General features: G+C 64.7%; 25 protein-coding genes and 2 tRNA genes. 15 read left to right on the top strand and 12 right to left on the bottom strand.

Annotated elements, in window-relative coordinates; genetic code table 11:
- The first annotated feature begins 24 nt into the window (after positions 1–24).
- From gatA to hslO, 3 genes are all read left to right on the top strand, one after another.
- Positions 25–1479, top strand: a complete 1455-nt coding sequence (gene gatA, locus EP379_RS12920) for an Asp-tRNA(Asn)/Glu-tRNA(Gln) amidotransferase subunit GatA (RefSeq protein ID WP_127478198.1) — start codon at positions 25–27, stop codon at positions 1477–1479.
- A 53-nt stretch (positions 1480–1532) separates the two neighbouring features.
- Entirely contained in the window at positions 1533–2990 is a 1458-nt protein-coding gene (gene gatB / locus EP379_RS12915; protein ID WP_269471027.1) for an Asp-tRNA(Asn)/Glu-tRNA(Gln) amidotransferase subunit GatB, read from the top strand.
- A 668-nt stretch (positions 2991–3658) separates the two neighbouring features.
- A complete protein-coding gene (gene hslO / locus EP379_RS12905) occupies positions 3659–4519 on the top strand; it encodes an Hsp33 family molecular chaperone HslO (protein ID WP_127478195.1) in 861 nt (286 codons plus the stop codon).
- A 207-nt stretch (positions 4520–4726) separates the two neighbouring features.
- On the opposite strand, the gene EP379_RS12900 is transcribed toward hslO, so the two are convergent.
- The 7 genes from EP379_RS12900 to hemA all read right to left on the bottom strand — a co-directional run bounded on the left by EP379_RS12900 (position 4727) and on the right by hemA (position 10144).
- Entirely contained in the window at positions 4727–4957 is a 231-nt protein-coding gene (locus tag EP379_RS12900; protein ID WP_127478194.1) for a hypothetical protein, read from the bottom strand.
- A gap of 103 nt (positions 4958–5060) precedes the next feature.
- The gene (locus EP379_RS12895; RefSeq protein WP_127478193.1) at positions 5061–5471 is read right to left on the bottom strand and encodes a M67 family metallopeptidase; all 411 of its coding nucleotides are present in this window, start codon (positions 5469–5471) and stop codon (positions 5061–5063) included.
- Positions 5472–5557: 86 nt separating this feature from the next.
- Positions 5558–6313: a HesA/MoeB/ThiF family protein gene (locus tag EP379_RS12890; RefSeq protein ID WP_127478192.1), complete on the bottom strand. Its 756-nt coding sequence runs from the start codon at positions 6311–6313 to the stop codon at positions 5558–5560.
- Positions 6314–6408: 95 nt separating this feature from the next.
- Entirely contained in the window at positions 6409–6819 is a 411-nt protein-coding gene (locus EP379_RS12885; RefSeq protein ID WP_127478191.1) for a hypothetical protein, read from the bottom strand.
- A gap of 5 nt (positions 6820–6824) precedes the next feature.
- Entirely contained in the window at positions 6825–7733 is a 909-nt protein-coding gene (prmC, locus tag EP379_RS12880; protein WP_127478190.1) for a peptide chain release factor N(5)-glutamine methyltransferase, read from the bottom strand.
- A 64-nt stretch (positions 7734–7797) separates the two neighbouring features.
- Entirely contained in the window at positions 7798–8883 is a 1086-nt protein-coding gene (gene prfA, locus EP379_RS12875) for a peptide chain release factor 1 (RefSeq protein ID WP_127478189.1), read from the bottom strand.
- Between the two features lie 4 nt (positions 8884–8887).
- Positions 8888–10144: a glutamyl-tRNA reductase gene (hemA, locus tag EP379_RS12870; RefSeq protein ID WP_127478188.1), complete on the bottom strand. Its 1257-nt coding sequence runs from the start codon at positions 10142–10144 to the stop codon at positions 8888–8890.
- 140 nt (positions 10145–10284) lie between these two features.
- Between hemA and EP379_RS12865 the strand changes: the two genes are divergently transcribed.
- From EP379_RS12865 to ychF, 8 genes are all read left to right on the top strand, one after another.
- Positions 10285–12024, top strand: a complete 1740-nt coding sequence (locus EP379_RS12865; RefSeq protein WP_127478187.1) for a tetratricopeptide repeat protein — start codon at positions 10285–10287, stop codon at positions 12022–12024.
- The gene (gene lolB / locus EP379_RS12860; RefSeq protein WP_145987908.1) at positions 12024–12608 is read left to right on the top strand and encodes a lipoprotein insertase outer membrane protein LolB; all 585 of its coding nucleotides are present in this window, start codon (positions 12024–12026) and stop codon (positions 12606–12608) included. The genes EP379_RS12865 and lolB overlap by 1 nt, the downstream gene beginning before the upstream one ends.
- Before the next feature lie 31 nt (positions 12609–12639).
- Entirely contained in the window at positions 12640–13506 is an 867-nt protein-coding gene (gene ispE, locus EP379_RS12855) for a 4-(cytidine 5'-diphospho)-2-C-methyl-D-erythritol kinase (protein WP_127478185.1), read from the top strand.
- 94 nt (positions 13507–13600) lie between these two features.
- A tRNA-Gln gene (locus tag EP379_RS12850) sits at positions 13601–13675 on the top strand.
- Between the two features lie 214 nt (positions 13676–13889).
- A complete protein-coding gene (locus EP379_RS12845) occupies positions 13890–14837 on the top strand; it encodes a ribose-phosphate diphosphokinase (protein ID WP_127478929.1) in 948 nt (315 codons plus the stop codon).
- Between the two features lie 173 nt (positions 14838–15010).
- A complete protein-coding gene (locus EP379_RS12840) occupies positions 15011–15637 on the top strand; it encodes a 50S ribosomal protein L25/general stress protein Ctc (RefSeq protein ID WP_127478184.1) in 627 nt (208 codons plus the stop codon).
- A gap of 36 nt (positions 15638–15673) precedes the next feature.
- Positions 15674–16255: an aminoacyl-tRNA hydrolase gene (pth, locus tag EP379_RS12835; RefSeq protein WP_127478183.1), complete on the top strand. Its 582-nt coding sequence runs from the start codon at positions 15674–15676 to the stop codon at positions 16253–16255.
- Between the two features lie 91 nt (positions 16256–16346).
- Positions 16347–17438, top strand: a complete 1092-nt coding sequence (ychF, locus tag EP379_RS12830) for a redox-regulated ATPase YchF (protein WP_127478182.1) — start codon at positions 16347–16349, stop codon at positions 17436–17438.
- 14 nt (positions 17439–17452) lie between these two features.
- Here ychF and EP379_RS12825 read toward each other — a convergent pair whose 3' ends face one another.
- A complete protein-coding gene (locus tag EP379_RS12825) occupies positions 17453–18544 on the bottom strand; it encodes a GGDEF domain-containing protein (protein WP_127478181.1) in 1092 nt (363 codons plus the stop codon).
- Positions 18545–18629: 85 nt separating this feature from the next.
- Here EP379_RS12825 and EP379_RS12820 point away from each other — a divergent pair.
- Both EP379_RS12820 and EP379_RS12815 read left to right on the top strand, forming a co-directional pair.
- Positions 18630–18706, top strand: a tRNA-Met gene (locus EP379_RS12820).
- A 164-nt stretch (positions 18707–18870) separates the two neighbouring features.
- Complete coding sequence (locus EP379_RS12815; protein WP_420824461.1) at positions 18871–19395, top strand: DsrE family protein; 525 nt, start codon at positions 18871–18873, stop codon at positions 19393–19395.
- A 44-nt stretch (positions 19396–19439) separates the two neighbouring features.
- Here EP379_RS12815 and EP379_RS12810 read toward each other — a convergent pair whose 3' ends face one another.
- Both EP379_RS12810 and EP379_RS12805 read right to left on the bottom strand, forming a co-directional pair.
- The gene (locus tag EP379_RS12810) at positions 19440–19991 is read right to left on the bottom strand and encodes an SCO family protein (protein WP_127478179.1); all 552 of its coding nucleotides are present in this window, start codon (positions 19989–19991) and stop codon (positions 19440–19442) included.
- Between the two features lie 13 nt (positions 19992–20004).
- Complete coding sequence (locus EP379_RS12805; RefSeq protein ID WP_127478178.1) at positions 20005–20352, bottom strand: hypothetical protein; 348 nt, start codon at positions 20350–20352, stop codon at positions 20005–20007.
- A gap of 126 nt (positions 20353–20478) precedes the next feature.
- Between EP379_RS12805 and EP379_RS12800 the strand changes: the two genes are divergently transcribed.
- Together EP379_RS12800 and EP379_RS12795 are read left to right on the top strand one after the other, a co-directional pair.
- Entirely contained in the window at positions 20479–20745 is a 267-nt protein-coding gene (locus EP379_RS12800; protein ID WP_127478177.1) for a DUF211 domain-containing protein, read from the top strand.
- A gap of 1 nt (position 20746) precedes the next feature.
- Positions 20747–21325 carry a VIT1/CCC1 transporter family protein gene (locus tag EP379_RS12795; RefSeq protein WP_127478176.1) on the top strand — a complete coding sequence of 193 codons (579 nt, stop codon included), beginning with the start codon at positions 20747–20749 and terminating at the stop codon, positions 21323–21325.
- An 18-nt stretch (positions 21326–21343) separates the two neighbouring features.
- Here the strand turns inward: EP379_RS12795 and EP379_RS12790 are convergent, their stop codons facing one another.
- Together EP379_RS12790 and EP379_RS12785 are read right to left on the bottom strand one after the other, a co-directional pair.
- Positions 21344–21817, bottom strand: a complete 474-nt coding sequence (locus EP379_RS12790) for a cyclic nucleotide-binding domain-containing protein (protein WP_127478175.1) — start codon at positions 21815–21817, stop codon at positions 21344–21346.
- Between the two features lie 74 nt (positions 21818–21891).
- Positions 21892–23376 (bottom strand): protein adenylyltransferase SelO, encoded by a 1485-nt coding sequence (locus tag EP379_RS12785; protein ID WP_127478174.1) that lies wholly within the window; start codon positions 23374–23376, stop codon positions 21892–21894.
- Between the last annotated feature and the right edge of the window lie 390 nt (positions 23377–23766).

Genomic DNA, 23766 nt, shown 5'->3' with positions numbered 1-23766 from the left:
TTGTAACTTGCCACTGGATTGACCATGCACAACAAGACCCTGACCGAACTGTCCGCCGGCCTTGCCGCCGGGGCGTTCTCCAGCGTGGAGCTGACCCGTCACTTCCTCGATCGCATCGCGCGTTACGACGGCCTGCTCAACAGCTTCATCACCGTCACCGCCGAGCGGGCGCTGGCCCAGGCGGCGGCGGCCGATGCCCGGCGCCGCCGCGGCGAGGCCGGTCCACTCACCGGCATCCCGCTGGCGCAGAAGGATATTTTCTGCACCAACGGCGTGCGTACATCCTGCGCCTCGAAGATGCTGGACAGCTTCATCGCCCCCTATGACGCCACCGTGGTGGCGCAGTGCGATGCCGCCGGCATGGTGATGCTGGGCAAGACCAACATGGACGAGTTCGCCATGGGTTCCTCCAACGAGACCAGCTTCTATGGTCCGGTAAAGAACCCGTGGGACACCGCCGCCGTGCCCGGCGGCAGCTCGGGCGGTTCCGCCGCCGCCGTGGCGGCCCGCCTGACGCCGGTTGCCACCGGCACCGACACCGGCGGCTCCATCCGCCAGCCGGCGGCGCTGTGCGGCATCACCGGCATCAAGCCCACCTACGGCCGTATCTCGCGCTACGGCATGATCGCCTTCGCCTCCTCGCTGGATCAGGCCGGGCCGATGGCGCGCACGGCGGAGGATTGCGCCCTGCTGCTCGGTGTGATGGCCGGTTTCGATCCGCGCGATTCCACCTCGGTGGAGCGCGCGGTGCCGGACTACCGTGCCGCCCTCGGCGGCGACATCAAGGGGCTGAAGATCGGTCTGCCCCGGGAGTATTTCGGCGCCGGTCTCGACCCCGCGGTGGGGCAGGCGGTGACGGTGGCCATCGATGAATACAAAAAACTGGGCGCTGAGGTGGTGGAGATATCCCTGCCCAACACCGCCCTCGCCGTGCCCACCTACTATGTGGTGGCGCCGGCGGAGTGCTCCTCCAATCTGTCGCGCATGGACGGTGTGCGCTTCGGCTATCGTTGCGAGAATCCCAAGGATCTGGAGGACCTGTACAAGCGCTCGCGCGGCGAGGGTTTCGGCCCCGAGGTGAAGCGCCGCATCATGATCGGCACCTACGCCCTGTCGGCCGGCTACTACGATGCCTATTACCTGAAGGCGCAGCAGATGCGCCAACTGATCTCGGACGACTTCAGGCGCGCCTTCGAAGAGGTCGACGTGATCATGGGGCCGACTTCGCCCACGGTGGCGTTCAACGCCGGCGAAAAGACCGACGACCCGGTGGCCATGTATCTGGCCGATGTCTATACCATCGCCGCCAACCTGGCCGGCCTGCCCGGCATGTCCATCCCCGCCGGCTTCGTCGGCCAGCGCCCGGTCGGTCTGCAGATCATCGGCAACTATTTCGATGAGGCGCGGCTGATGAATGTGGCCCATCAGTATCAACTGGCTACCGACTGGCACCAGCGCGCGCCGCAAGGTTTTGAATAACGAAGTTTCAAGTGACAAGTAGCAAGAAAACAACGCTGCTTTTCACTTGTAACTTGCAACTTGAGACTGAAGTTATGGAATGGGAAACTGTCATCGGGCTGGAGATCCATGCCCAACTGGCCACCCGAAGCAAGATCTTTTCCGGTGCCTCCACCGCCTTCGGCGCGGCGCCCAACACCCAGGCCTGCGCGGTGGACCTCGGTCTGCCCGGCGTGCTGCCGGTGCTGAACAAGGAGGCGGTGCGCATGGCGACCAAGTTCGGTCTTGCCATCAACGCCACCGTGGCCGGGCGCTCGGTGTTCGCGCGCAAGAACTACTTTTATCCCGATCTTCCCAAGGGCTACCAGATATCCCAATACGAACTGCCGATCGTCGCCAACGGCCATATCGACATCGAGTTGGCTGACGGTACGACGAAGCGCATCGGCATCACTCGCGCCCATCTGGAAGAGGATGCCGGCAAGTCGCTGCACGAGGACTTCCACGGTATGACCGGCATCGATCTGAATCGCGCCGGCACACCGTTGCTGGAGATCGTCTCCGAGCCGGACATGCGTTCGGCCCAGGAGGCGGTGGCCTATATGAAGCGCATCCACGAGCTGGTGCGTTACATCGAGATCTGCGACGGCAACATGCAGGAAGGCTCCTTCCGCTGCGATGCCAACGTATCGGTGCGCCCGAAGGGACAAAAGGAGTTCGGCACCCGCACCGAGCTGAAGAACATCAACTCCTTCCGCTTCGTGGAGAAGGCCATCGAGTACGAGGTCGAGCGTCAGATTGCGCTCATCGAATCCGGCGGCAAGGTGGTGCAGGAGACGCGCCTGTACGACCCGGACAGGAACGAAACCCGCTCCATGCGCGCCAAGGAGGAGGCCAACGACTACCGCTATTTCCCCGACCCGGACCTGCTGCCGGTGGTACTCGAACCGTCCTTCATCGAGGCGGTGCGCGCCACCCTGCCGGAGCTGCCCGAGGCACGGCGCAAGCGCTTCGTCAGCGAGTACGGTCTGTCGAATTATGACGCCGATTTCCTCACCGCCAGCCGCCCGCTGGCCGACTACTACGAGGCGGTGGTGAAGAGCGTCGGCGGCGAGGCCAAGCTGTGCGCCAACTGGGTGATGGGCGAACTGTCCGCCAACCTCAACCGCGACGGCAAGGAGATCGCCGATTCGCCGGTGTCGGCCGAGCAACTGGCCGGCATGATCCGGCGCATCCTCGACAGCACCATCTCCGGCAAGATCGCCAAGGAGGTGTTCGAGGCGATGTGGCACGGCGAGGGGGATGCCGACGCGGTGATCGACAAGAAGGGCCTCAGGCAGATCACCGACAGCGGCGCCATCGAGAAGATCATCGACGACATTCTGGCCGCCAATCCGGACAACGTCACCGCCTACCGCAGCGGCAAGGACAAGCTGTTCGGCTTCTTCGTCGGTCAGGTGATGAAGGCCACCCAGGGCAAGGCCAATCCGCAGCAGCTCAATGAACTGCTGAAGAAGAAGCTGTCCGGCTGAGCCGTCGTGTTGTTCCGCAGCTGGTACAAAGCAAAGGGGGGCCGCACGGCCCCCTTTGTGCGTCCGTGCGCGCCTGCCGCTTGAACTGAGCGAAAGCGCAGGGGGAGAGTCAGTGGCGGATACGGAGAACAGGCGGCCGGCCGCAGTGGTGCGGCGCCTCTGGCGCCATGCCGCGCTGGTGGACGTGTTTTGGACCTTGATGGCATGGGGAGCGGCGCAGTGGGTACGGTGCGAACACCGCAGGCACATCCCCGGCCTGACGAAGAACTGGGCCGAAACCGCCTTCGGGAAAGCCATCCAGCACTGCCCGTGGAGTTGCGCGAGTCACGTGCGGGCATGAATCGTGTGCGCCAGATCGTGCAGGACCTGAAGGCGTTCTCCCATGCCGACAGCGGCGAGTGGCAGTGATCAGATCTGCGCAACTGTTTCGAACACGCCCCGTACCGGTTGCCAGGATGACCGGACCTGGTTCGAGGCGCGTGATACTGGCCTCGGCCTGTCCCTTTCGTTCGGTATCGTGCACAAGCATGGCGAGGTAAAGAGTTCGCCGGGAGCAAGCACGACGTTCCGGGTCTGGCTGCCCAGCAATGGCGGCGGCGAGGCTCCGCGTACACCCGCCGCCCGGCTATAATTGCGTCCCGCATGCATCAATCAATAGCCGGTCTGCCATGAACGACATCCTGCAACGTTTTCTGTTTGAACACACGCCGATCCGCGGCGAGGTGGTGCGCCTCGACACCGCCTGGCAGGAAGTGCTGTCGCGGCGCGACTACCCGCCGGTGGTGCGCGCGCGGTTGGGGGAGATGATGGCGGCCTGCCTGCTGTTGTCGGCCACACTCAAGTTCAAGGGGGCGGTCACCATGCAGCTACAGGGTGATGGCCCGATCAACCTGATGGTGGTGGAGGCTACGGCATGGCGCACCGTGCGCGGCATGGCACAGTGGCAGGGTGAGGTGGTCGCGGCTGACCTGCAGGCCCAGTTCGGTTCCGGTCGCCTGACCATCACCATCGATGCGGGTAGCGGCGAACGCTACCAGGGTGTCGTGGCGCTGGAAGGGCACAGCCTGGCGGATGCCATCGATGCCTATCTGGAGCGCTCGGAGCAGCTGCCGACGCGCATGTGGCTGGCGGCCGATAGCCGTTACGCAGCGGGACTCCTGTTGCAGAAGCTGCCGGGTACGGAGCAGGACGCCGATGCCTGGGGGCGGGTGCAGGCACTGGGGGCCACGGTTGCGGCGGAGGAGTTGCTGACCCTCCAGGCACGGGAAATCATCCATCGCCTGTTTCATGAGGAGGATGTGCGATTGTTCGATGCCGAGCCGGTCAGCTTTCACTGCTCCTGCTCGCGCGAGCGGGTGGCTGGCATGCTGCACAATCTCGGCGAGTCCGAGGTGCAGGATATTCTGCACAGCGAGGGTGTGATCGAGGTGACCTGCGAGTTCTGCAACCAGCGCTATCATTTTGATGCCGTGGATGCAGGGCAGTTGTTTGTGCCGTCGGCGCCGGATATGGGCACTACGCGGCACTGAATCCGGCCCTCCGCCGGAGGGCCGGATTCAGTGCCGCGTAGTCCGGTGTTCTAGGGAAGCTCTGAATAAGTTCAGAGCTTCCGCGGCACAGGGATGTGCCGCCATTTTTCAACGACGATAAGTCGTTGAAAAATGAAGCCAAGCGAAAATCACACTTTTCGCTTGGCGTGGTCTGAGAAGTCCAGGATGGACTTATTCAGACCTTCCCTAGTGTGCCTTCAGCATGGCGCGGAGTTGATCCAGCAGTTTTTCCTTGCGCTCCAGTTCGTCCACCAGTTTTTCCACCAATTGCGGACCGCTGGCATAGGCACGGGCGAAACCGAGCTTGAAGCCCAGCTTGGTGATGTCACGGGCAAGAAATTCCAGCTCCTCGTCGTCCAGCGGGCCACTCTTGCCGTCCAGCACCTTGCGCGCTTCTTTGATAAGTTTTTCACTCATGACACTCCCCTTTCATGCGTATGGTTGTTGAGAGCGACAGCTGCCCTTCCTGGTAAAGCATAGGTCGGGTGGCGGGAGTGTGCGAGGTCGAGGCCGTGATGGGTCAATCGGTAATCATCGCCAGCTCGACCGGCTCCATATGCCGGCCGCGCAGGCGGTAGCCCTGCATCTCCAGCACGCCCTTGGTGTTGAGCGAGACGATCAGATACAGCACCTCCGGGTAGGCGGCCTGTGCCAGGTCCAGTGCCGAAGGCACGGCCGGGGCGTGGGGGTGGGAGTGATAGATGGCGAACAGCGTTTCGTCGTTCTCGCGCATGCGGCGCATGGCATCGATCTGCTGCTGCGGGTCCATGGCGAACAAACGGTCGCGTTCGGCGGCGACGTTGGCTACCGGATACACCGTCTGCGGCGTACCGTCACGCGCGCCGATGAGGCCGCATATTTCCTGCTCCGGCGCGCACAATGCCTGGCCCAGGATCCGGTTGACGAGGGGGCGAGCGATGTGGATGGGCATGGTTCAGAGACAAGATACAAGAGGGAAGATACAAGTGCCGGTGGTACGCGGCACGCTTATTACGGTGCGCTTTTCTCTTGTCCCTTTCATCTTCGATCTGCCGCACCGCACACCGGGCAGTGCGGGTCCTTGCGCAGCTTCAGCGTGCGCCACTCCATGCTCAAGGCGTCGAGCAGCAGCAGGCGGCCGCCCAGGGTGGCGCCGATACCGAGCAGCACCTTGAGCACCTCCGTTGCCTGCACCGTGCCGATGATGCCGACCACCGGCGCCAGCACACCGGTGAGGGCGCAGGTGTCGCCGCCGCCCTCCTCGTCGCGGTACAGGCAGCGGTAGCAGGGGGCATCGGGCAGCTCGTTGTGGAACACGGTGACCTGCCCCTCCATGCGGATGGCGGCACCGGATACCAGCGGGGTGCGCTGGCGTACACAGGCGGCGTTGAGTTCGAAGCGGGTCTCGAAGTTGTCGCTGGCATCCACCACCACATCGGCCAGGCGCACCTGTTCGTCCAGGGCATCGTCGGTGAGCTGGCCGTTGATGGCGATGACGTCGATGTGCGGATTGAGCTCCAGCAGATGATCGCGCGCCGACTCCACCTTGGGCCGGCCGACGTCGGCGGTGCGGTGTACCACCTGGCGCTGCAGGTTGGACAGTTCCACCGTGTCGTAGTCCACCAGCACCAGGGTGCCGACACCGGCGGCGGCGAGATAGATGGCGATGGGCGAGCCGAGGCCGCCCATGCCGATGATCAGCACGCGCGCTCCCATCAGCCTGCGCTGCCCGGCGGCGTCCACCTGCGGCAGGGTGATGTGGCGGCTGTAGCGCTGGAGTTGGTCGTCGTTCATGGCAGGAAAGTTACAAGTTACGAGTTACAAGTCACAAGTGGCAAGTGGCAAGAAAAGGATTTTCGCTTGCCACTTGTGACTTGTAACTTGCGACTCTACAGATAGTTGCGCCAGTGCTCCGGTCGGTCGTCGCGGCAGCCGTGGCGTAGTTGTTCATAACGCTTGACGTAGACCTTCACGTCCTTGGGGGCGGCGTGGCCGTCGAGGCCGAGGTTGGCGCGCTGGGTGTCCTCGGTGTAGTAGTACAGCGCGCGCTTGAGTTTGCACATCAGGTTGTTGGCGAGATGGAAGCCGACCTCGCTGAGTACTTCCTCGATGGCGCGCAGGGTGATCAGGGTGATGTCGTAGCGCACCTGCATGATGTGATCCGCCTGCGGGTGGGCGTCGACGATGCCCTCCATGCCGGTGAGCAGCAGGGTGGCGGTGTGGGCCTGCTTGGGATCCGGGTTGAGGGTACAGAAGGTGACGTCACGGATTTTGAGAAATTCGCTGTTTTCCTGCGGCATGCCGTTCACCCCGGCTGTTTCCAGCCCGCTGCATCTCTTGACGTTGCCCAAGTATAACCACATCCGTGCCCTGCGGCAGTGATCAGGGGGCATTGTCCGCCGCTGATGCGCTCGTGACCGGCGCCGTCGCGGCGGGTTTGCACCTGACGGTAGCCGTGCCGCTGCAGCAGCTCGCGTACCGCCGCACCCTGGTCCCAGCCGTGCTCCAGCAACAGCCAGCCGTCGGGGGGCAGATGGTGCGGGGCGCCGGCGATGAGCAGCCGGATGTCGTCCAGGCCGTCGGGGCCGGCGCTGAGGGCGCTGCGCGGTTCGTGGCGCAGGCCGGCCAGGTGCGGGTCGTGTTCGGCGATGTAGGGCGGGTTGCTGACGATGAGGTGGTGGCGCTCGCCGGCCAGCGGCGTGAACCAGGCGCCGTGGCGGAATGCCACGTTGTTCACCTGATTCAGCGTGGCGTTTTCCTGTGCCACGGCCAGGGCGTCGGCCGAGGCGTCGGTGGCGACGATGCGGCAGCGGGGCCGCTCACGGCCGATGGCCAGGGCGATGGCGCCGCTGCCGGTACCGAGGTCGGCGATGGACCAGGCCGCGTCCGCCGGGATCAGCTCCAGCGCCCACTCCACCAGGGTTTCGGTGTCCGGCCGCGGGATCAGGGTGGCGGGGGTAACCCTCAGTTCCAGCGACCAGAAGCCGCAGTGGCCGGTGAGATAGGCCACCGGTGTGCCGGCCGCGCGCCGCGCGACGAGTTCTGCGAAGGTGGCCTGTTCATCGGCAGTGAGCGCACGCTCCGGCCAGGTGCGCAGCCAGGCGCGGTTTTTGTCCAGCACGTGGCACAGCAGCAGCTCGGCGTCCAGGCGCGGTGTATCGCTGCCCGTCAAGGTCAACTGCGCCGCGGCAAGCGCCTCCGCCACCGTCGGCATGACTACACGGCCAACCTGACACCCGCCTCGGCGACAGGTCGGGGCCGATGCTGGAATATGGTTTTCATTCCGCGCTCATGGCAGCGAGCTGGTCGGCCTGGTATTCGCTGATCAGCGGCTCGATCAGCTGATCGAGATTGCCGGCCATCACGTCCTCCAGCTTGTACAAGGTGAGGTTGATGCGGTGGTCGGTGACGCGGCCCTGGGGGAAGTTGTAGGTGCGGATGCGTTCGGAGCGGTCGCCGCTGCCCACCAACAGCTTGCGCGTGGCGGATTGTTCGCTTTGTTGTTTTTCCTGTTCGGCGGCGAGCAGCTTGGAGGCCAGCACCGACATGGCGCGGGCGCGGTTCTTGTGCTGCGAGCGCTCGTCCTGGCATTCCACCACGATGCCGGTCGGCAGGTGGGTGATGCGGATGGCCGATTCGGTGCGGTTGACGTGCTGGCCGCCGGCGCCGGAGGCGCGATAGGTGTCCACCTTGAGGTCGGCGGGATTGATCTCCTGCGCCTCCACTTCGTCCACCTCCGGCATCACCGCCACGGTGCAGGCGGAGGTGTGGATGCGGCCCTGCGACTCGGTTTCCGGCACGCGCTGCACGCGGTGGCCGCCGGACTCGAACTTGAGGCGCGAGTAGGCGCCCTGGCCGATGACGCGGGCGATGATCTCCTTGTAGCCGCCGTGTTCGCCGAGGCTTTCCGAGACCACCTCCACCTGCCAGCGGCGCAGCTCGGCGTAGCGGCTGTACATGCGGAACAGGTCGCCGGCGAAGAGCGCCGCCTCGTCACCGCCGGTGCCGGCGCGGATTTCGAGGAAGATGTTCTTGGCGTCGTTGGGATCCTTGGGCAGCAGCAGTTTGTTCAGCTCCAGCTCCAGGGCATCGCGTTTCTCGCGCGCCGCCTCCAGCTCCAGCTGGCCCAGTTCGCGCAGCTCCGGGTCGCTGCCGCGCATCATCTCGTCGGCGGCTTCGATGTCGGCCAGGGCGGCGCGATAGCTGTTGTAGCAATCCACCACCGGGGTGAGCTGGGCGTACTCCTGCGACAGGGCGCGGAAGCGGTCCTGATTGGTGATGGTATCCGGATCGGCGAGCAGGGCATTGAGCTCCTGCAGCCGCTCGGAGAGATTCTCCAGCTTGCTGAGGATGGACGGTTTCACGGGGCTAGTTTTGCTTCAGATTGAACAGGACGCGGGCGGCGTCCAGCAGCTCTTTGCGGCCTTCGAAGCCGGCACGGTTGAGCTGGGCGGTGGGTTCGTGGATCAGCTTGTTGGTGAGCAGACGCGCCATTTCGCGCATCACATGGTCGGGGTCCTTGCCGGCGGCGAGCTGGCGCATGCAGTGTTCCAGCACCTGGTCGCGGATCTCCTCGGCGGTGCAGCGGAAGGCGCGGATGGTGTCCACCGCCTCCAGCGATTGCAGCCAGCCCATGAAGTGGCTGACCTGGGTGTCGATGATCTCTTCCGCCTGCAGGGCGGCCTGCTGCCGTGACTGCAGGTTTTCCTGGATGATCTCGGAGAGGTCATCGACGGTATAGAGATAGATGTCGTCGAGGCCGGCCACTTCCGGTTCGATGTCGCGCGGCACGGCGATGTCCACCAGCAGCATGGGGCGGCGCTTGCGCGCCTTGAGCGCGCTCTCCACCATGCCCTTGCCGAGGATCGGCAGGGGGCTGGCGGTGGAGGAGATGACGATGTCGGCCTCGGCCAGGTGGGCCGGGATCTCCGGCAGGGCGATGGCGTAGCCGCCGAATTCCTGCGCCAGGTTGTGGGCGCGCTCCACCGTGCGGTTGGCGATGATGATGCGGCCGATGCCCTGTTCGTGCAGGTGGCGCGCCACCAGTTCGATGGTCTCGCCGGCGCCGACGAGCAGGGCGGTGTGTTTGTTCAGGTCGGAGAAGATCTGCCTGGCCAGGCTGACCGCGGCGAAGGCGACGGACACGGGACTGGCGCCGATGGCCGTGTCGGTGCGCACCTGCTTGGCCACCGAGAAGGTGTGCTGGAACAGCTTGTTGAGCAGTTGGCCAATGCAGCCGGCCTGCAGCGCGGTGCCGTAGGCCTGCTTGATCTGGCCGAGGATCTGCGGTTCGCCCAGCACCAGGGAATCGAGGCCGCTGGCGACGCGCAGGATGTGGCGCACCGCCTGGCTGTCCGGGTGGGTGTAGAGATAGGGGTCCACTTCCTGCGCGCTGAGACGGTGGAAGTCGCGGAACCACTCCAGCACCGGTCCCTTTTCCTCGCCCTCGATGCCGCAATACACCTCGGTGCGGTTGCAGGTGGAGAGGATCACCGCCTCGCGTACCGGGCCGCTGCCGGTCAGTTCCTGCAGGGCCTGCGGTACCTTCTCGGGAGCGAACGCCACCCGCTCCCGAATCTCCACGGGCGCAGTGCGGTGATTCAGGCCGAGGGCGAGCAGTGTCATGTGTCGTTTGCAGGGCATGGGCGGGTTTGCAATTCTGCGGGACAGGCCATGGGAATATCAAGTATAGGGTTCGGCGCGCCGGGCAAAAGCGACGGCAAGTCGGGTATAGTTGGCGGACATCTGGTCTGGAGTGTGGGTAGATGAAGCGTATCTTGATGCTGATGGCGGGAGTCTGGGTGTTGGCGGGCTGTACTGCCGTGGCGCCGCGTGACGAGGCTGCGTTGCCCGCGGATGAAGTGGTACAGGAAGAGGTGCCGTTCCCGGGGGCCGAGTCGGAAAAGGCACCGCCGGTGGAGCTCAGTTCCGGTCTGCTGTACCAGCTGTTGGTGGGTGAAGTGGCCGCCCAGCGCGGTGAGCTGGAGATGTCGGCCCATGCCTACCAGCAAGCCGCGGCCTATACCCGTGACCCCCGCCTGGCCCGGCGCGCCACCCAGATTGCCGTCTATGCCCAGGATTACACCACTGCGCTCAAGGCCGCCCGCCTGTGGGTGGAACTGTCGCCGGAGGCGGTGGAGGCGCAGCAGTCGCTGGCCGCCCTGCTGATCCGCCGGGGCCAGGCCGACGAGGCCATGATCCATCTGGAAAAACTGCTCACTCTCTCTCCTGACGGCACCGCCCACGGCTTCATGCTGGTGACCAACATCCTCGCCCGCGAGCAGGACAAGCGCCGTGCCCTGCAGGTGATGGAGGCCCTGGTGGCCCCGCGCAGCGATGATGTCAATGCCGTGTTTGCCTACGCCAATCTGGCCTATCTGGTGGAGGAGTTCCCCCGAGCCATGCAGCAGGTGGACCGCCTGCTGGCCATGCAGCCGAAGCTGCCGCGCGCCCTGGTGCTGAAGGCCAATGTGCTGCGCAAGATGGGGCGCGACGAGGAGGCCCTGGCGGCCTACCGCCGCGCCCTGGAGACCTTGCCCAAGGACAGCGCCCTGCGCCTCGGGTATGCGCGCATGCTGGTAGACATGGAGCGCCTGCCGGAGGCCCGTGAACAGTTCCGCCTGCTCGGCAAAGAGCTGCCGGACAATGCCGACGTGGCCTATGCCGAAGGTCTGCTGGCGATGCAGGCCGGGGACCTGGCGCAGGCGGAAAAGCACTTCAAGCGCCTGCTCAAGCTGGGCCAGCGCGTCGACGAGGCCGCTTATGCCCTGGGCCAGATTGCCGAAAACCGCGAGCGCCCGGACGAGGCCCTGCGCTGGTATCAGCAGGTGACGGACGGCAACAACTATCTCGATGCCATGGTGCGCTCGGCCGTGCTCATCCATCGCCAGCAGGGGCTGGAGGCGGCGCGTGCCTACCTGCGCGGCATCGTGCCGCAGACTTCGCAGCAGGAGTTGCGCCTGCGCCTGGTGGAGGGTGAACTGCTGCGCGATGCAGGGCAGGCGGAGGCGGCGCAGCAGGTTTACGACGAGGCGCTGGCGGAGTTTCCCGACAATATCGAACTGCTCTATGCCCGCGCCATGAATGCCGAGGGCATGGGACGTCTCGATCTGCTGGAACGCGACCTCAATGCGATCCTCAAGCAGGAACCGGACAATGTGCAGGCCCTCAATGCCCTGGGCTACACCCTGGCCGACCGCACCGATCGCTACCAGGAGGCCTACGACCTGGTGCGCCGCGCCTACGAGCAGCGTCCGGACGACCCGGCCATCATGGACAGCATGGGCTGGGTGCTCTACCGCCTGGGCCGGCTGGAGGAGGCCGAACACCACCTGCGCCGTGCCCTGGACAAGCACTTTGATGGCGAGATCGCCGCCCATCTCGGCGAGGTGCTGTGGGTGCTGGGCCGCCGCGATGAGGCGCGCCAGGTCTGGCAGGACGCCCTGCGGCGTGCCCCTGACCACGCCCTGCTCAAGCGGGTAATGGAACGCTACACCCGGCCGTGATGCGTACCCTGCTTCTCCTCGGGCTCCTGCTGCTGGCGGGCTGTAGCTCCGCGCCGGTACTGCCGCCGGTCGCCGATCCGGTGCAGGCCTGGAGCGCGCACCAGCACCAGCTCGCCGGTGTCACCGCCTGGGTGCTGGGCGGCCGTATCGCCATCCGTACCGAAGATGAAGGCTGGCAGGCCGGCATCGACTGGCGTCAGGAGGGGCAGGACTACGCCATACATCTCACCGGCCCGCTGGGCCAGGGCAGCGTGCATCTGCAGGGCGATGGCCACTTCGTCTCGCTGAGCGACGGCGAGAGCACCCTGGTGGATGAGGATGCCGAGTCCCTGTTGTACCGCGAGATGGGTTGGCGCGTCCCGGTGGCCGCCCTGCGCTATTGGGCGCTGGGCCTGCCGGCGCCGGGGGCCGCCGAACAGGAGCTCAATCCGCAGGGGCTGCTGGCGCGGTTGCGCCAGTCCGGCTGGAGCATCGAGTTCCGCGACTACGCCCGGCATGGCGAACTGACCTTGCCCGGGCGCCTGTTCATCAGCAACCACCGCGCCCAGATCCGCCTGGTAGTGGATCGTTGGGAACGGCTCTGACGGTTGCGTGCCTACGCGCTGAAATCACGTCGTGAATCCCGTCTCATCCCATACGCATGCCCCCTGGCCGGCCCCGGCCAAGCTCAACCTGTTCCTGCACGTCACGGGCCGCCGGGCCGACGGCTTCCACCTGTTGCAGACCGTGTTCCAGTTCCTCGACTACGGGGATGTCCTGCATTTCACCGTGCGGGACGACGGTGCGGTGCGGCGTGTCAGCGATCTGCCGGGGGTCGCGGCGGAGTCCGATTTGGTGGTGCGTGCCGCGCGCCTGTTGCAGGCGGAGACCGGCTGTGGGCTCGGCGCCGACATCACAGTGGAGAAGGTCCTGCCCATGGGCGGCGGCCTGGGCGGCGGCAGTTCCGATGCCGCCACCACCCTGGTGGCCCTCAATGCCCTGTGGCGCCTCGGTCTGGAGGAAGACCGGCTGGCCGCCCTGGGCCTGCGCCTGGGGGCTGACGTGCCGGTGTTCGTGCGCGGCCGGGCCGCCTGGGCCGAGGGGGTGGGGGAGCGGCTGGAACCGGTGGACTTGCCGGAGCCCTGGTATCTGGTGCTGGTGCCCCCGGTGGCGGTGGCCACCGCTGCGGTGTTCGGGGCCCCGGAATTGACACGGGATTGCCCGCCCATCACAATACGCGACTTTCTTGCGGGTAGGGGTGGCAACGTCTGCGAACCGGTGGTGCGGGCACGTTTCCCCGCCGTTGCCGAGGCATTGGACTGGCTGGGCCGCTTTGCCCCGGCCCGCATGACCGGCACCGGCTGCTGCGTGTTCGCCGCCTTTGCCGATGAAAATGCGGCGCGTGCGGTGGCTGCGCGGTTACCCGCGGGGTGGCGTGGCTTTGTAGCCCGGGGGCGCAACCGCTCGCCATTGCTGGAGCGTCTGGCGCAGGGCGTGTGCTGACCGCGGGTTCGGACGGGCGTTGGGAAGAATGTTGAATTATGAGTTTTGTCCGCCTTCGGACGGCCAGAATTCAAAATTCAACATTTTTGTTTTTTGGGGCGTCGCCAAGCGGTAAGGCAACGGGTTTTGATCCCGTCATACCTAGGTTCGAATCCTAGCGCCCCAGCCATCTAAACTCAGGCCGCCGCAGGCGGTCTGGAACATGTTGCTGGGCGGCCAGGATTTGAACCGTAAGGTTCGACCGGTTCGCGGCGGCGAACCGGAACAGCGGAGCGCAGCGACGCTGGCCCGCAGGGCGAGGGGCGGAAGCCCCGAGTAATCCTAGCGCCCCAGCCAGCTGACTTCGCCGTGCACTCAAGAGCAGAGGAACCATGGTTTCCGAAATGATGGTCTTCGCGGGTAACGCCAACCCGCAGTTGGCACAAGACATCGCAGCCTATCTCGGTCTGCGGCTGGGCAAGGCTGTGGTCGGCCAGTTCAGCGATGGCGAGATCATGGTGGAAATCCTGGAGAATGTGCGCGGCAAGAATGTGTTCGTGGTTCAGCCCACCTGCGCGCCGACCAATGACCATCTGATGGAGTTGATGGTGATAGTGGATGCGTTGCGCCGTGCCTCGGCCGGCCGCATCACGGCAGTGGTGCCGTATTTCGGCTATGCACGCCAGGATCGCCGTCCGCGCTCGGCGCGTGTGCCCATCACCGCCAAGGTGGTGGCCAACATGCTGACCGGTGTCGGAGTGGATCGCATGCTGACCGTGGATCTGCACGCCGACCAAATCCAGGGCTTCTTCGATATCCCGGTGGACAATGTGTATGCCTCGCCGATCCTGCTCGGCGACGTGTGGCGCAGAAAGAACAACCACAAGGAAGACGTGGTGGTGGTGTCACCCGACGTGGGTGGCGTGGTGCGCGCCCGCGCCCTGGCCAAGCGGCTGGACGATGCGGACCTGGCGATTATCGACAAGCGCCGTCCGCGTGCCAATGAGTCGCAGGTGATGCATATCATCGGTGAGGTGGAAGGGCGTACCTGTATCCTGGTCGACGACCTGGTGGATACCGCCGGCACCCTGTGCAAGGCCGCCAAGGCGCTGAAAGAACACGGCGCCGCCAAGGTGACGGCCTATTCCACCCACGCTGTGCTGTCCGGTCCGGCGGTGCAGAATATAGAAAACTCCCAGCTCGACGAGCTGGTGGTGACCGACACCATACCATTGCGGCCCGAGGCGCGCGCCTGCAGTCGCATCCGCGTGCTGTCCATCGCCGAGATGCTGGCGGAGACCATGCGCCGCATCAACAACGAGGAGTCGGTCAGTTCGCTGTATATGGACTAGCGCCATAGGCGCTGGTCCCAGGTACGAGGTACGAGGAACAAGGTACGAAAACAGGGTTTTTCGTACCTCGCATCTCGAATCTCGTACCTTGTCAGCCTTCCTTGGTCGCGGGGGAGGCAGTTTGGCCCGGTGGTGACGCCGGGCCGTGGTAATAGCAACCTGGAGCAATCGTAATGAAGAATGATTTTGTACTGGAAGCCAGCCTGCGCAGCGATCTGGGGAAAGGTGCGAGCCGCCGCCTGCGTCGCGAAGGCAAGGTTCCTGCCGTGCTGTATGGCGGTCACAAGGAAGCTGCGCCCCTGACCATGGATCACAATGACCTGTTTCACCACCTGGAGAACGAAGCCTTCTACTCCCACATCATCACCATCAATGTGGACGGCAAGGCCGAGCAGGCCGTGCTGAAGGATCTGCAGCGTCATCCGGTGAAGCCGCTCATCATGCACATCGACTTCCAGCGCGTCAGCGCCACGGAAAAGATTCGCGTGCACGTACCGTTGCACTTCGTCGGTGGCGATGTTGCTCCGGGCGTGAAGGTCGGCGGCGGCATCGTCACCCACAACATGAACGAAGTGGAAGTGAGCTGCCTGCCCAAGGACCTGCCGGAGTTCATCGAGGTGGACCTGTCCAACTGTGCGCTGAACCACTCCATCCATATGTCCGAGTTGAAGCTGCCCGCCGGTGTCGAGCTGGTCGAGCTGGCCCACGGTCACGATCTGCCGGTCGGTGGCGTACACGCCACTCGCGGCAGTGTCTCCGAGGAAGGCGGTGCGGCAACGGCGGAGGGTGAAGGCGCCTGATCGCCTTCGCGCAACGCACTGCCAAAGCCGGCGTCTGTGTCCGCGCCTGTTCAGCTCATCGTCGGTCTCGGCAATCCCGGGGCCGAGTACGAACAGACGCGGCACAACGCCGGTTTCTGGTTTGTGGATGCCGTCGCACGCAGCGCCGGCGGCAACCTCAGGCAGGAGTCCAAGTTTCACGGCGAGACATGCAAGGTGCGCCTCGACGGCCACGAGGTCTGGCTGCTCAAGCCGATGACCTTCATGAATCGCAGCGGCCAGGCCGTGGCGGCGCTGGCACGGTTCTACAAGATCCCCCTGGAAAACATCCTGGTCGCCCACGACGAACTGGACCTGCTGCCCGGAGTCGCACGACTCAAGCAGGGCGGCGGCCATGCCGGCCACAATGGTCTGCGTGACATCGGCAGCCTGATGGGCGGCAATAATTTTCTGCGTCTGCGCATCGGCATCGGCCACCCCGGTCACGCCAGCCAGGTCACTGGCTTCGTGCTGGGCAAACCACCGCAGAGCGAGCGCGTTCTGATTGAAGAGGCAATCGCCGCCGCGGTCGCAACCCTGCCGTGGATCATGCAGGGCGAGATGGCGCGCGCCATGAATAGATTGCACTCTACGAAGTGACAAGTTCCAAGTTACAAGTTGCAAGATTAAAGAGCCTTTACTTGCCACTTGTAACTTGTCACTTGTAACTTCATTACTTGGAACTGATTCTATGGGATTCAAATGCGGTATCGTCGGTCTGCCCAATGTCGGCAAGTCCACGCTGTTCAATGCGCTGACCAAGGCGGGCATCGAGGCGGCCAACTATCCGTTCTGCACCATCGAACCCAATGTCGGCATCGTGCCGGTGCCGGATCCGCGCATGGACAAGCTGGCGGCGATCGTCAAGCCGCAGCGCGTGTTGCCCACCACCATGGAATTCGTCGATATCGCCGGTCTGGTGGCCGGCGCCTCCAAGGGCGAAGGCCTGGGCAACAAGTTTCTGGCCAACATCCGCGAGACTGACGCCATCGCCCACGTCGTGCGCTGCTTCGAAGACAGCAACGTGGTCCACGTTGCCGGCAAGGTGCATCCGCTCGACGATATCGAGGTGATCAACACCGAGCTGGCTCTGGCGGACATGGAGTCGGTGGAGAAGGGGATCCTGCGCGTCGCCAAGGTGGCCAAGAGCGGCGACAAGGAAGCCAAGGTCAAGCTGGCGCTGCTGGAGCGCGTCAAGGTGCATCTGGACAGCGCCAAACCGGTGCGGGCCATGGGCCTGGCCAAGGAGGAACTGGCGCACCTGTACGATTTGCACCTGCTGACCGTGAAGCCCACCATGTACATTGCCAATGTCGCGGAGGACGGTTTCGAGAACAACCCGCACCTCGACGCGGTGCGTGCCTATGCCGCCGCCGAGGGGGCGGTGGTGGTGGCGGTGTGTGCTGCCATCGAGTCGGAGCTGGTGGATCTGGATGACGAGGAGAAAGAGGTGTTCCTCGCCGAGATGGGGCTGGAGGAGCCGGGCCTGAACCGCGTCATCCGTGCCGGCTACAAGCTGCTCGGCCTGCAGACTTACTTCACCGCCGGCGTGAAGGAGGTGCGCGCCTGGACCGTGCCCATCGGCGCCACCGCGCCGCAGGCCGCCGGTGTCATCCATACCGATTTCGAGCGCGGCTTCATTCGCGCCGAGGTGATCGCCTACGAGGACTTCATCAAGTACAACGGTGAGCAGGGCGCCAAGGAGGCCGGCAAGCTGCGCCTGGAGGGCAAGGACTACATCGTGCAGGACGGCGACGTCATGCACTTCCGCTTCAACGTCTGATTTCGTTTCGTTCTCTAGGCGGCACGCGGTCCCGCCATGCGCCAGGCGTTGCGGCCGGCGCGCTTGGCCGCGTACATGGCTGCGTCCGCGGCCTGGATCAGGGCATCGGCATTGTCGCCGTGCTCGGGGTAGCGGGCGATGCCGATGCTGGCGCCGAGGCTGACATGATGGCTGTTCAGCGGCAGCGGGCGGCTCAGTTCCTCGATGCAGCGCCGTGCTACCTCGGTCGCGGCGGCCTCATCGCCGGACTCCTCCAGCAGCCAGACGAATTCATCGCCGCCGTGGCGGGCTACCGTGTCGGCCAGGCGCGACAGGTCGCGCAGGCGCTCCCCCATCACCCGTAGCACCGTATCGCCCGCCATGTGGCCATGGGCGTCGTTGACGTCCTTGAAACCGTCCAGATCGATGAACAGCAGCGCGAAGCGGCGCTGATAGCGTTGCGATTGCTCCACCAGGGTCTTCAGCCGGTCGTACAGCAGGGTGCGGTTGGGCAGGCCGGTAAGCGGGTCGTACATGGCCTGGTGATGCAGGCGCTCCCGCGACTGGCGCAACGCCTCCTCGGTGGCCTGGCGGAAGTATTCGTAGACGGCGCAGAACAGGGTGAAAAACAGGTAGGCCGCGGCCATCAGCACCAGTTGCATTGTGCTGGGGGCGATGAACTCGGCGCCGTCGGCGCGCAGTAGCGCCATGCCGAACAGGAGCAGCAGAAACAGGCTGTTCCAGAACAGGCCGCCGCGCAGCCCGGCGACGAAGAAGGTGATCAGCGGGTAGAGCCCGAGCCAGTAGGGACCGCTGCCCTCGATTCCGCCTTCCGCCGCCAGGACCACGAACAGCGGCAGCAGGGTTGCCAGGGTGATGATGTTGGCGCGCTCGATGCGGTGCAGGCGGCGCACCGCGTAGAGGTTGTGCAGGGTGGCGGCCAGGACGAGCACCAGCATCCCGGCGATGGCCAGGTGGCCGTGGTAGAAATTGATCGGCAGCAGCAAGACACCCGCCACCAGTCCCACCATGCTGGTGGCGTTGTGGAAGAAGATCAGGCGGTAGTTGTGCGTGGTCCGATCGTGCTCCTTGCCGCCGGCGAGAAACTGCTGGATTTTCCGTAACATCCCGTTGCCTTCTGGTTCCTGCCGAGCAGTCTATAGGGTTGACAGGACGGGGGGAAGATTGGAGAATGCCGCCTCTTCGCGCCAAGGCTACGTAGCTCAGCTGGTTAGAGCACAGCACTCATAATGCTGGGGTCCTCAGTTCGATTCTGAGCGTAGCCACCATTCAGATATTCCCTCAGGGAAACCAGGGCCGCAAGCCAATGCGGCCCTTTTTCTTTGTTGCCTCCCCGGATTCGGGAATGAAATGCCCGTCTGCTGCACCTTCACGGTAAGGGGGCGTCCGTGTCCCCCATGCCCGACAGGAGGAGAACAACGCCATGCTGCATATTCACCCTCTTTCCCGAGTCCATGCCCCGACCTCCGGCCGCCGCGCCGGCTGGTTGATACTGTTCGCATTGGTGCTGCTGGCCTGCGTGGCGGTGCCACAGGCGCGTGCCGAGGGCATGGCGAAGGTGGTCTATCACGCCGACTTTGCCGATCCGCGGCGCTTCAGCGCGATGCTGACCAGCATCAACAACATGGTCAATTACTACGCCAACGAGTTCATCGAGTACGACGTGCGCATCGTGTTCGTTGCCCACGGCATACGCTTCGTCACCGACGACAAGCTGGCCGGCACGCCCTTCGCCGAGGACAAGCCGCTGGCCGAGCTGCGCGAGAATCTGCGTGGTCGCCTGCTCACCCTGGCGGAGATACACAACGTCAAGCTGGAGCTGTGCAACATCACGCGCAGCCAGATCGGCTTGGCGGAGGACAAGCTGTACAGTGCCGTGGAGCTGATTCCCTCGGGGGTGGTACGGCTGGCGCAGTTGCAGCAGGAAGAGGGCTTTGCCTACATCAAGATCGAGTAGGCACATCATCCGCGCTGGCTTGCAGTGCGGATGACGCGGGTTTCTTACAGAAAGTCCTTGATGCGCGCCGCCATGTCCTTGGCCAGGATGCCGTGGGCGAACTTGACCAGCAGGCGGCCGTCGGGCGCGAGCAGGAACACCCCGGCGGAGTGGTCCATCTGGTACTGGTCGGGCGGCATGCCGGGGACCAGTACCTTTTCATAGCTGACGCGGAAATTCTGTGCCGTGCGGGCGATTAGTTCCGGTGAGCCGGTGAGGCCGATGATGCTGGGGTGGAAATAGGAGACGTACTCGCGCAGCACCTGCGGCGTGTCGCGTTCCGGGTCGACGCTGATGAACAGTGGCTGGATGCGCGCGGCGTCGTCGCCGAGCAGTTTCAGCGCCTGGGTGATGACCATCAGTGACGAGGGACAGACGTCGGGACAGAAGGTGTAGCCGAAGTAGATGAGCTGGTAGCGGTTGCCGAAGTCGCGGTCGGTGACCATTTCGCCGTAATGGTTCATCAACATGAAGCGGCCATTGATGGGCGATTCGTTTTCCGCCGCGGACAGTAGCGCGGGCAGTAACAGTGCCAACAGCAGCAGCGTGCGTGTCATGATGTGAACTCCCTTAAGGTCGGGTGCCGGCAAAGGCGCGGTGCAGGGCACTGATGGCGCCGTCCACCTCGCTGCGGAAGGGGGCCGGATTGGGACAGGGCTGGCGCTTCTCCACCATGCGCAGGAAGGACTTCCGCGTTTCCTGCTCGAACAGCTCCCCGAGCTGGCTGACTTTGGGCACGGTGTCGACGAGGGCCTGTTTCATGCGGCGCATGTCGGCGTTGTAGCCACACTGCAATGCAACGCCGTTGAGTTCGCCAAGGCGGATCACGGTTTCATGCTGCACCGGACTGAAGGCGGCGGCATCGAGGGCCAGCAGCAGGCCGGGCAGTGCGAGGGCGAAATGTCGGATGCGGTGCATGGTCATGATTCACTGGCTTGGCGCAGGCTCCCACTGTAACGCCATTGCGGACGGTTATGCCACCCGTCACCGGCTGCGTTAGGATAACTTCGCGTCAAGCATGTCGAATGCCGCCTGGAGCCCGCCATGATCAATGTCAAACGCTTGGTGCTGGATGTACTCAAGCCACACCACCCCAATGCACTGGAGTTCGCCCATGCCATTGCCGCCACCGGTCCGGACTGTCGGGTGCAGGTGACGGTGTTGGAGGTGGATGAGAAGACCGAGACCCTGAGGGTGGAGGTGACGGGCAGCGCGCTGGACTTCGGGCGCGTGCACGAGGCCATCGGCCAGTGCGGCGGCTCCCTGCACAGCATCGACGAGGTCGAGGTGTGCAGCGACGGCGGGGCTTGACGTGCACTGGCTGCACCGTGCCCGCCTGTGGCTGGACATCACCCGCTCGCAGGGCATCGCGCGGCGCTATTTCGTCGTCAATGGTTTTGACGGTGCCCTGACCATGCTGGGACTGATCATGGGGTTTGCGATCAGCGGCGCCAGTGATCTCTCCGTCGTGCTGAATGCCTGTCTCGGCGCGGCCATTGCGCTGGGCGTCAGCGGGGTGAGCAGTGCCTATGTCAGCGAGGCGGCGGAGCGGCGTAAGGCGCTGGCCGAGCTGGAGGCGGCGATGGGCAAGGAACTGGGCGACAGCGCCCACGGTCATGCGGCACGCTGGGTGCCGCTGCTGATTGCCCTGGTCAACGGTGCCGCACCGCTGTTCATCTCGCTGTTCATCCTGCTGCCCCTGTGGCTGGCGCGCGCCGGGGTGGCGCTGCCCTGGCTGCCCCTGCACACGGCGCTGGGCTGTGCCGTTGTCGCGGTATTCCTGCTGGGGGTGTTTCTCGGGCGGGTTTCCGGCCAGCATTGGCTGCGCAGCGGTCTGCAGACCCTGTTCATCGCCCTGCTGACGATGGGTTTGGTGCTGTTGCTGGAGTGATGTGGTGCCAGCAGACGGCTAGAGATGCTGTTCCAGGCCGTGGGCCTTGAGGCCCCAGGCCAGGATGGAGAACAGCTTGCGGTTGGTGTTGCGCAGCCGGCCCACCAGGGCGGTGATGAGTTCGCGCAGCACCGCATAGCCGATGTCCGGGTGGGCGTCGAGGAAGGCCAGCAACTGCTGGCCGTCCAGGCCAATGACCTCGCAGTCGCTGATGGCCATGGCCGAGGCGGAGCGCGCCTGCCTGTCGAACAGCGCCAGCTCGCCGAAGACTTCCCCCGCTTCCAGGTCACACACCCCCGGGTGGATGTGGCGCCCGGCCTCCAGCTCCAGGTCGGCGATGATGCGCACCTGGCCCGATACCAGCAGGTACAGCCGATCGGCCGGATCACCTTCCCGGAAGATGTACTCGTTGGCCGGCCAGCGCAGGCGGTGCCAGTCGCGCCCTTCCTGGAATTCCGGGTGGTCGAGCAGCTTGCGCAGGGTCTGTTGCATCGGCGTGCTCCACAGGCGTGGGGAAATCCGATTATCAGCCCAAACGCATGGGGTTTTCCAGCGCCCATACCGGCTCAGGAGGAGCAGCTGATGGCCAGGCGGCGGCCCCAGTCCGGCGGTGGTGCGGCGTAGTCCTCGTAGCCCGGATGCTCGTCGAACGGGTGGTGCAGCAGGCGCAGCAGGGTGTCGATTTCATCGTTGTCACCCTGCTGCGCCCGGGTGATGGCCTGCTGGGCCAGATAGTTGCGCAGGATGTATTTCGGGTTGACCCGGCGCATGGCATCGCCGCGGGCGGCATCGTCGCTCTGCTCGGCAGCGAGGCGGTCACGGTAGCCCGCCGCCCAGCGCTCGAAGGCGGCGCGGTCCGGGAACATGTCGCGCAGGGCCGTGTTGCGCGCCCCCGGCGTGCTGTCGAAGCGGCTCAGGGCGCGGAAGAAGTTGCTGTAGTCGATGTGCTGGGCGGCGAGCAGCTGCAGCAGGTCGTACAGCAGTTGCGCATCGCCGGGGCGCGGTTCGCGCAGCCCCAGCTTGTGCTGCATCAGCTCCTGATAGTGGGCATGAAAGGCCGGGGCGTATTCCTCCAACACGGCGTTGTCATGTTCCACCGCTGCCTCCACCGGTTCGCCCAGCAGGGGGAGCAGGGCCTGGCCCAGGCAGCTCAGGTTCCAATGGGCAATATTCGGCTGGCGGTCGAAGGCGTAGCGGCCCTCGTAGTCGGAGTGATTGCAGACCAGGCCGGGAGCGAAATCGTCGAGGAAGGCAAAGGGGCCGTAGTCCAGGGTCAGGCCGAGGATGGACATGTTGTCGGTGTTCATCACGCCGTGGGCGAAACCAACGGCCTGCCACTGGGCGATGAGGCGCGCGGTGCGCTCCGTCACCGTGCGGAACAGTCCCAGATAGGGATTCTTTTCCTCTGCCAGCTCCGGGTAGTGGTGGGTGATGACGTAGTCGGCCAGACGGCGCAGGTGGTCGAACTGGCGGCGGTAGTAGAACACCTCGAAGGAGCCGAAGCGCACATGGCTGGGGGCGAGGCGCACCAGCAGGGCACCGCTTTCCGGCTCCTCGCGCCACACCTCCTCGTCGCTGCCGAACAGGCACAGGGCGCGGGTGGTGGGTATGCCGAGGCCGTGTATCGCCTCGCTGCACAGGTATTCGCGGATGGTCGAGCGCAGCACGGCGCGGCCGTCGCCGCGGCGCGAATAGGGCGTCAACCCGGCGCCCTTCAACTGTACCTCCCAGCGTTCGCCCCGATCGTTCTGCACCTCGCCGAGCAGGATGGCGCGGCCGTCCCCCAGTTGCGGCACGTAGTGGCCGAACTGGTGGCCGGCATAGAGCGCTGCCAGCGGCTCGCTGCCCGGCAGCGGGGCCTGTCCCGACAGCCAGGCGGTGAACTCCGGGCGCAGCGCCTCCAGCGGATCGAGGTCGAGCAGTTCCGCCGCCGCCGGATTGAAGCTGAGCAGACGTGTACCTGCCAGCGGCGTGGGCTGCAGGCGGGTATGGAAAGGCTGCGGCAGGCGGGCGTAGCTGTTGGTGAGATTGAGCTTTTCGAGGCGGCGCATGGCGTTCACATGGCGGCGGGGCGGATGGCATTCAACCGCGCTGCGTCTGGGGCTTTGCGCTGTCGGTCTTTTTAACCAGGTAAAAGAGTCTACTATTGGAATAAAAGCGGGTGTTTCATCCCCAGCTAGGGAAGCTCTGAATAAGTTCAGAGCTTCCGCGGCACAGGAATGTGCCGCCATTTTTCAACGACGATAAGTCGTTGAAAAATGAAGCCAAGCGAAAATCACACTGTTCGCTTGGCGTGGTCTGAGAAGTCCAGGATGGACTTATTCAGGCCTTCCCTAGGGAAGCTCTGAATAAGTTCAGAGCTTCCGCGGCACAGGGATGTGCCGCCATTTTTCAACGACGATAAGTCGTTGAAAAATGAAGCCAAGCGAAAATCACACTGT

The organism is Sulfurivermis fontis (assembly GCF_004001245.1).
Classification (GTDB): Bacteria; Pseudomonadota; Gammaproteobacteria; order Thiohalomonadales; family Thiohalomonadaceae; genus Sulfurivermis; species Sulfurivermis fontis.
Note: the sequence above shows the minus strand (reverse complement) of the source record. Positions and strands in the feature narration are given on the sequence as shown.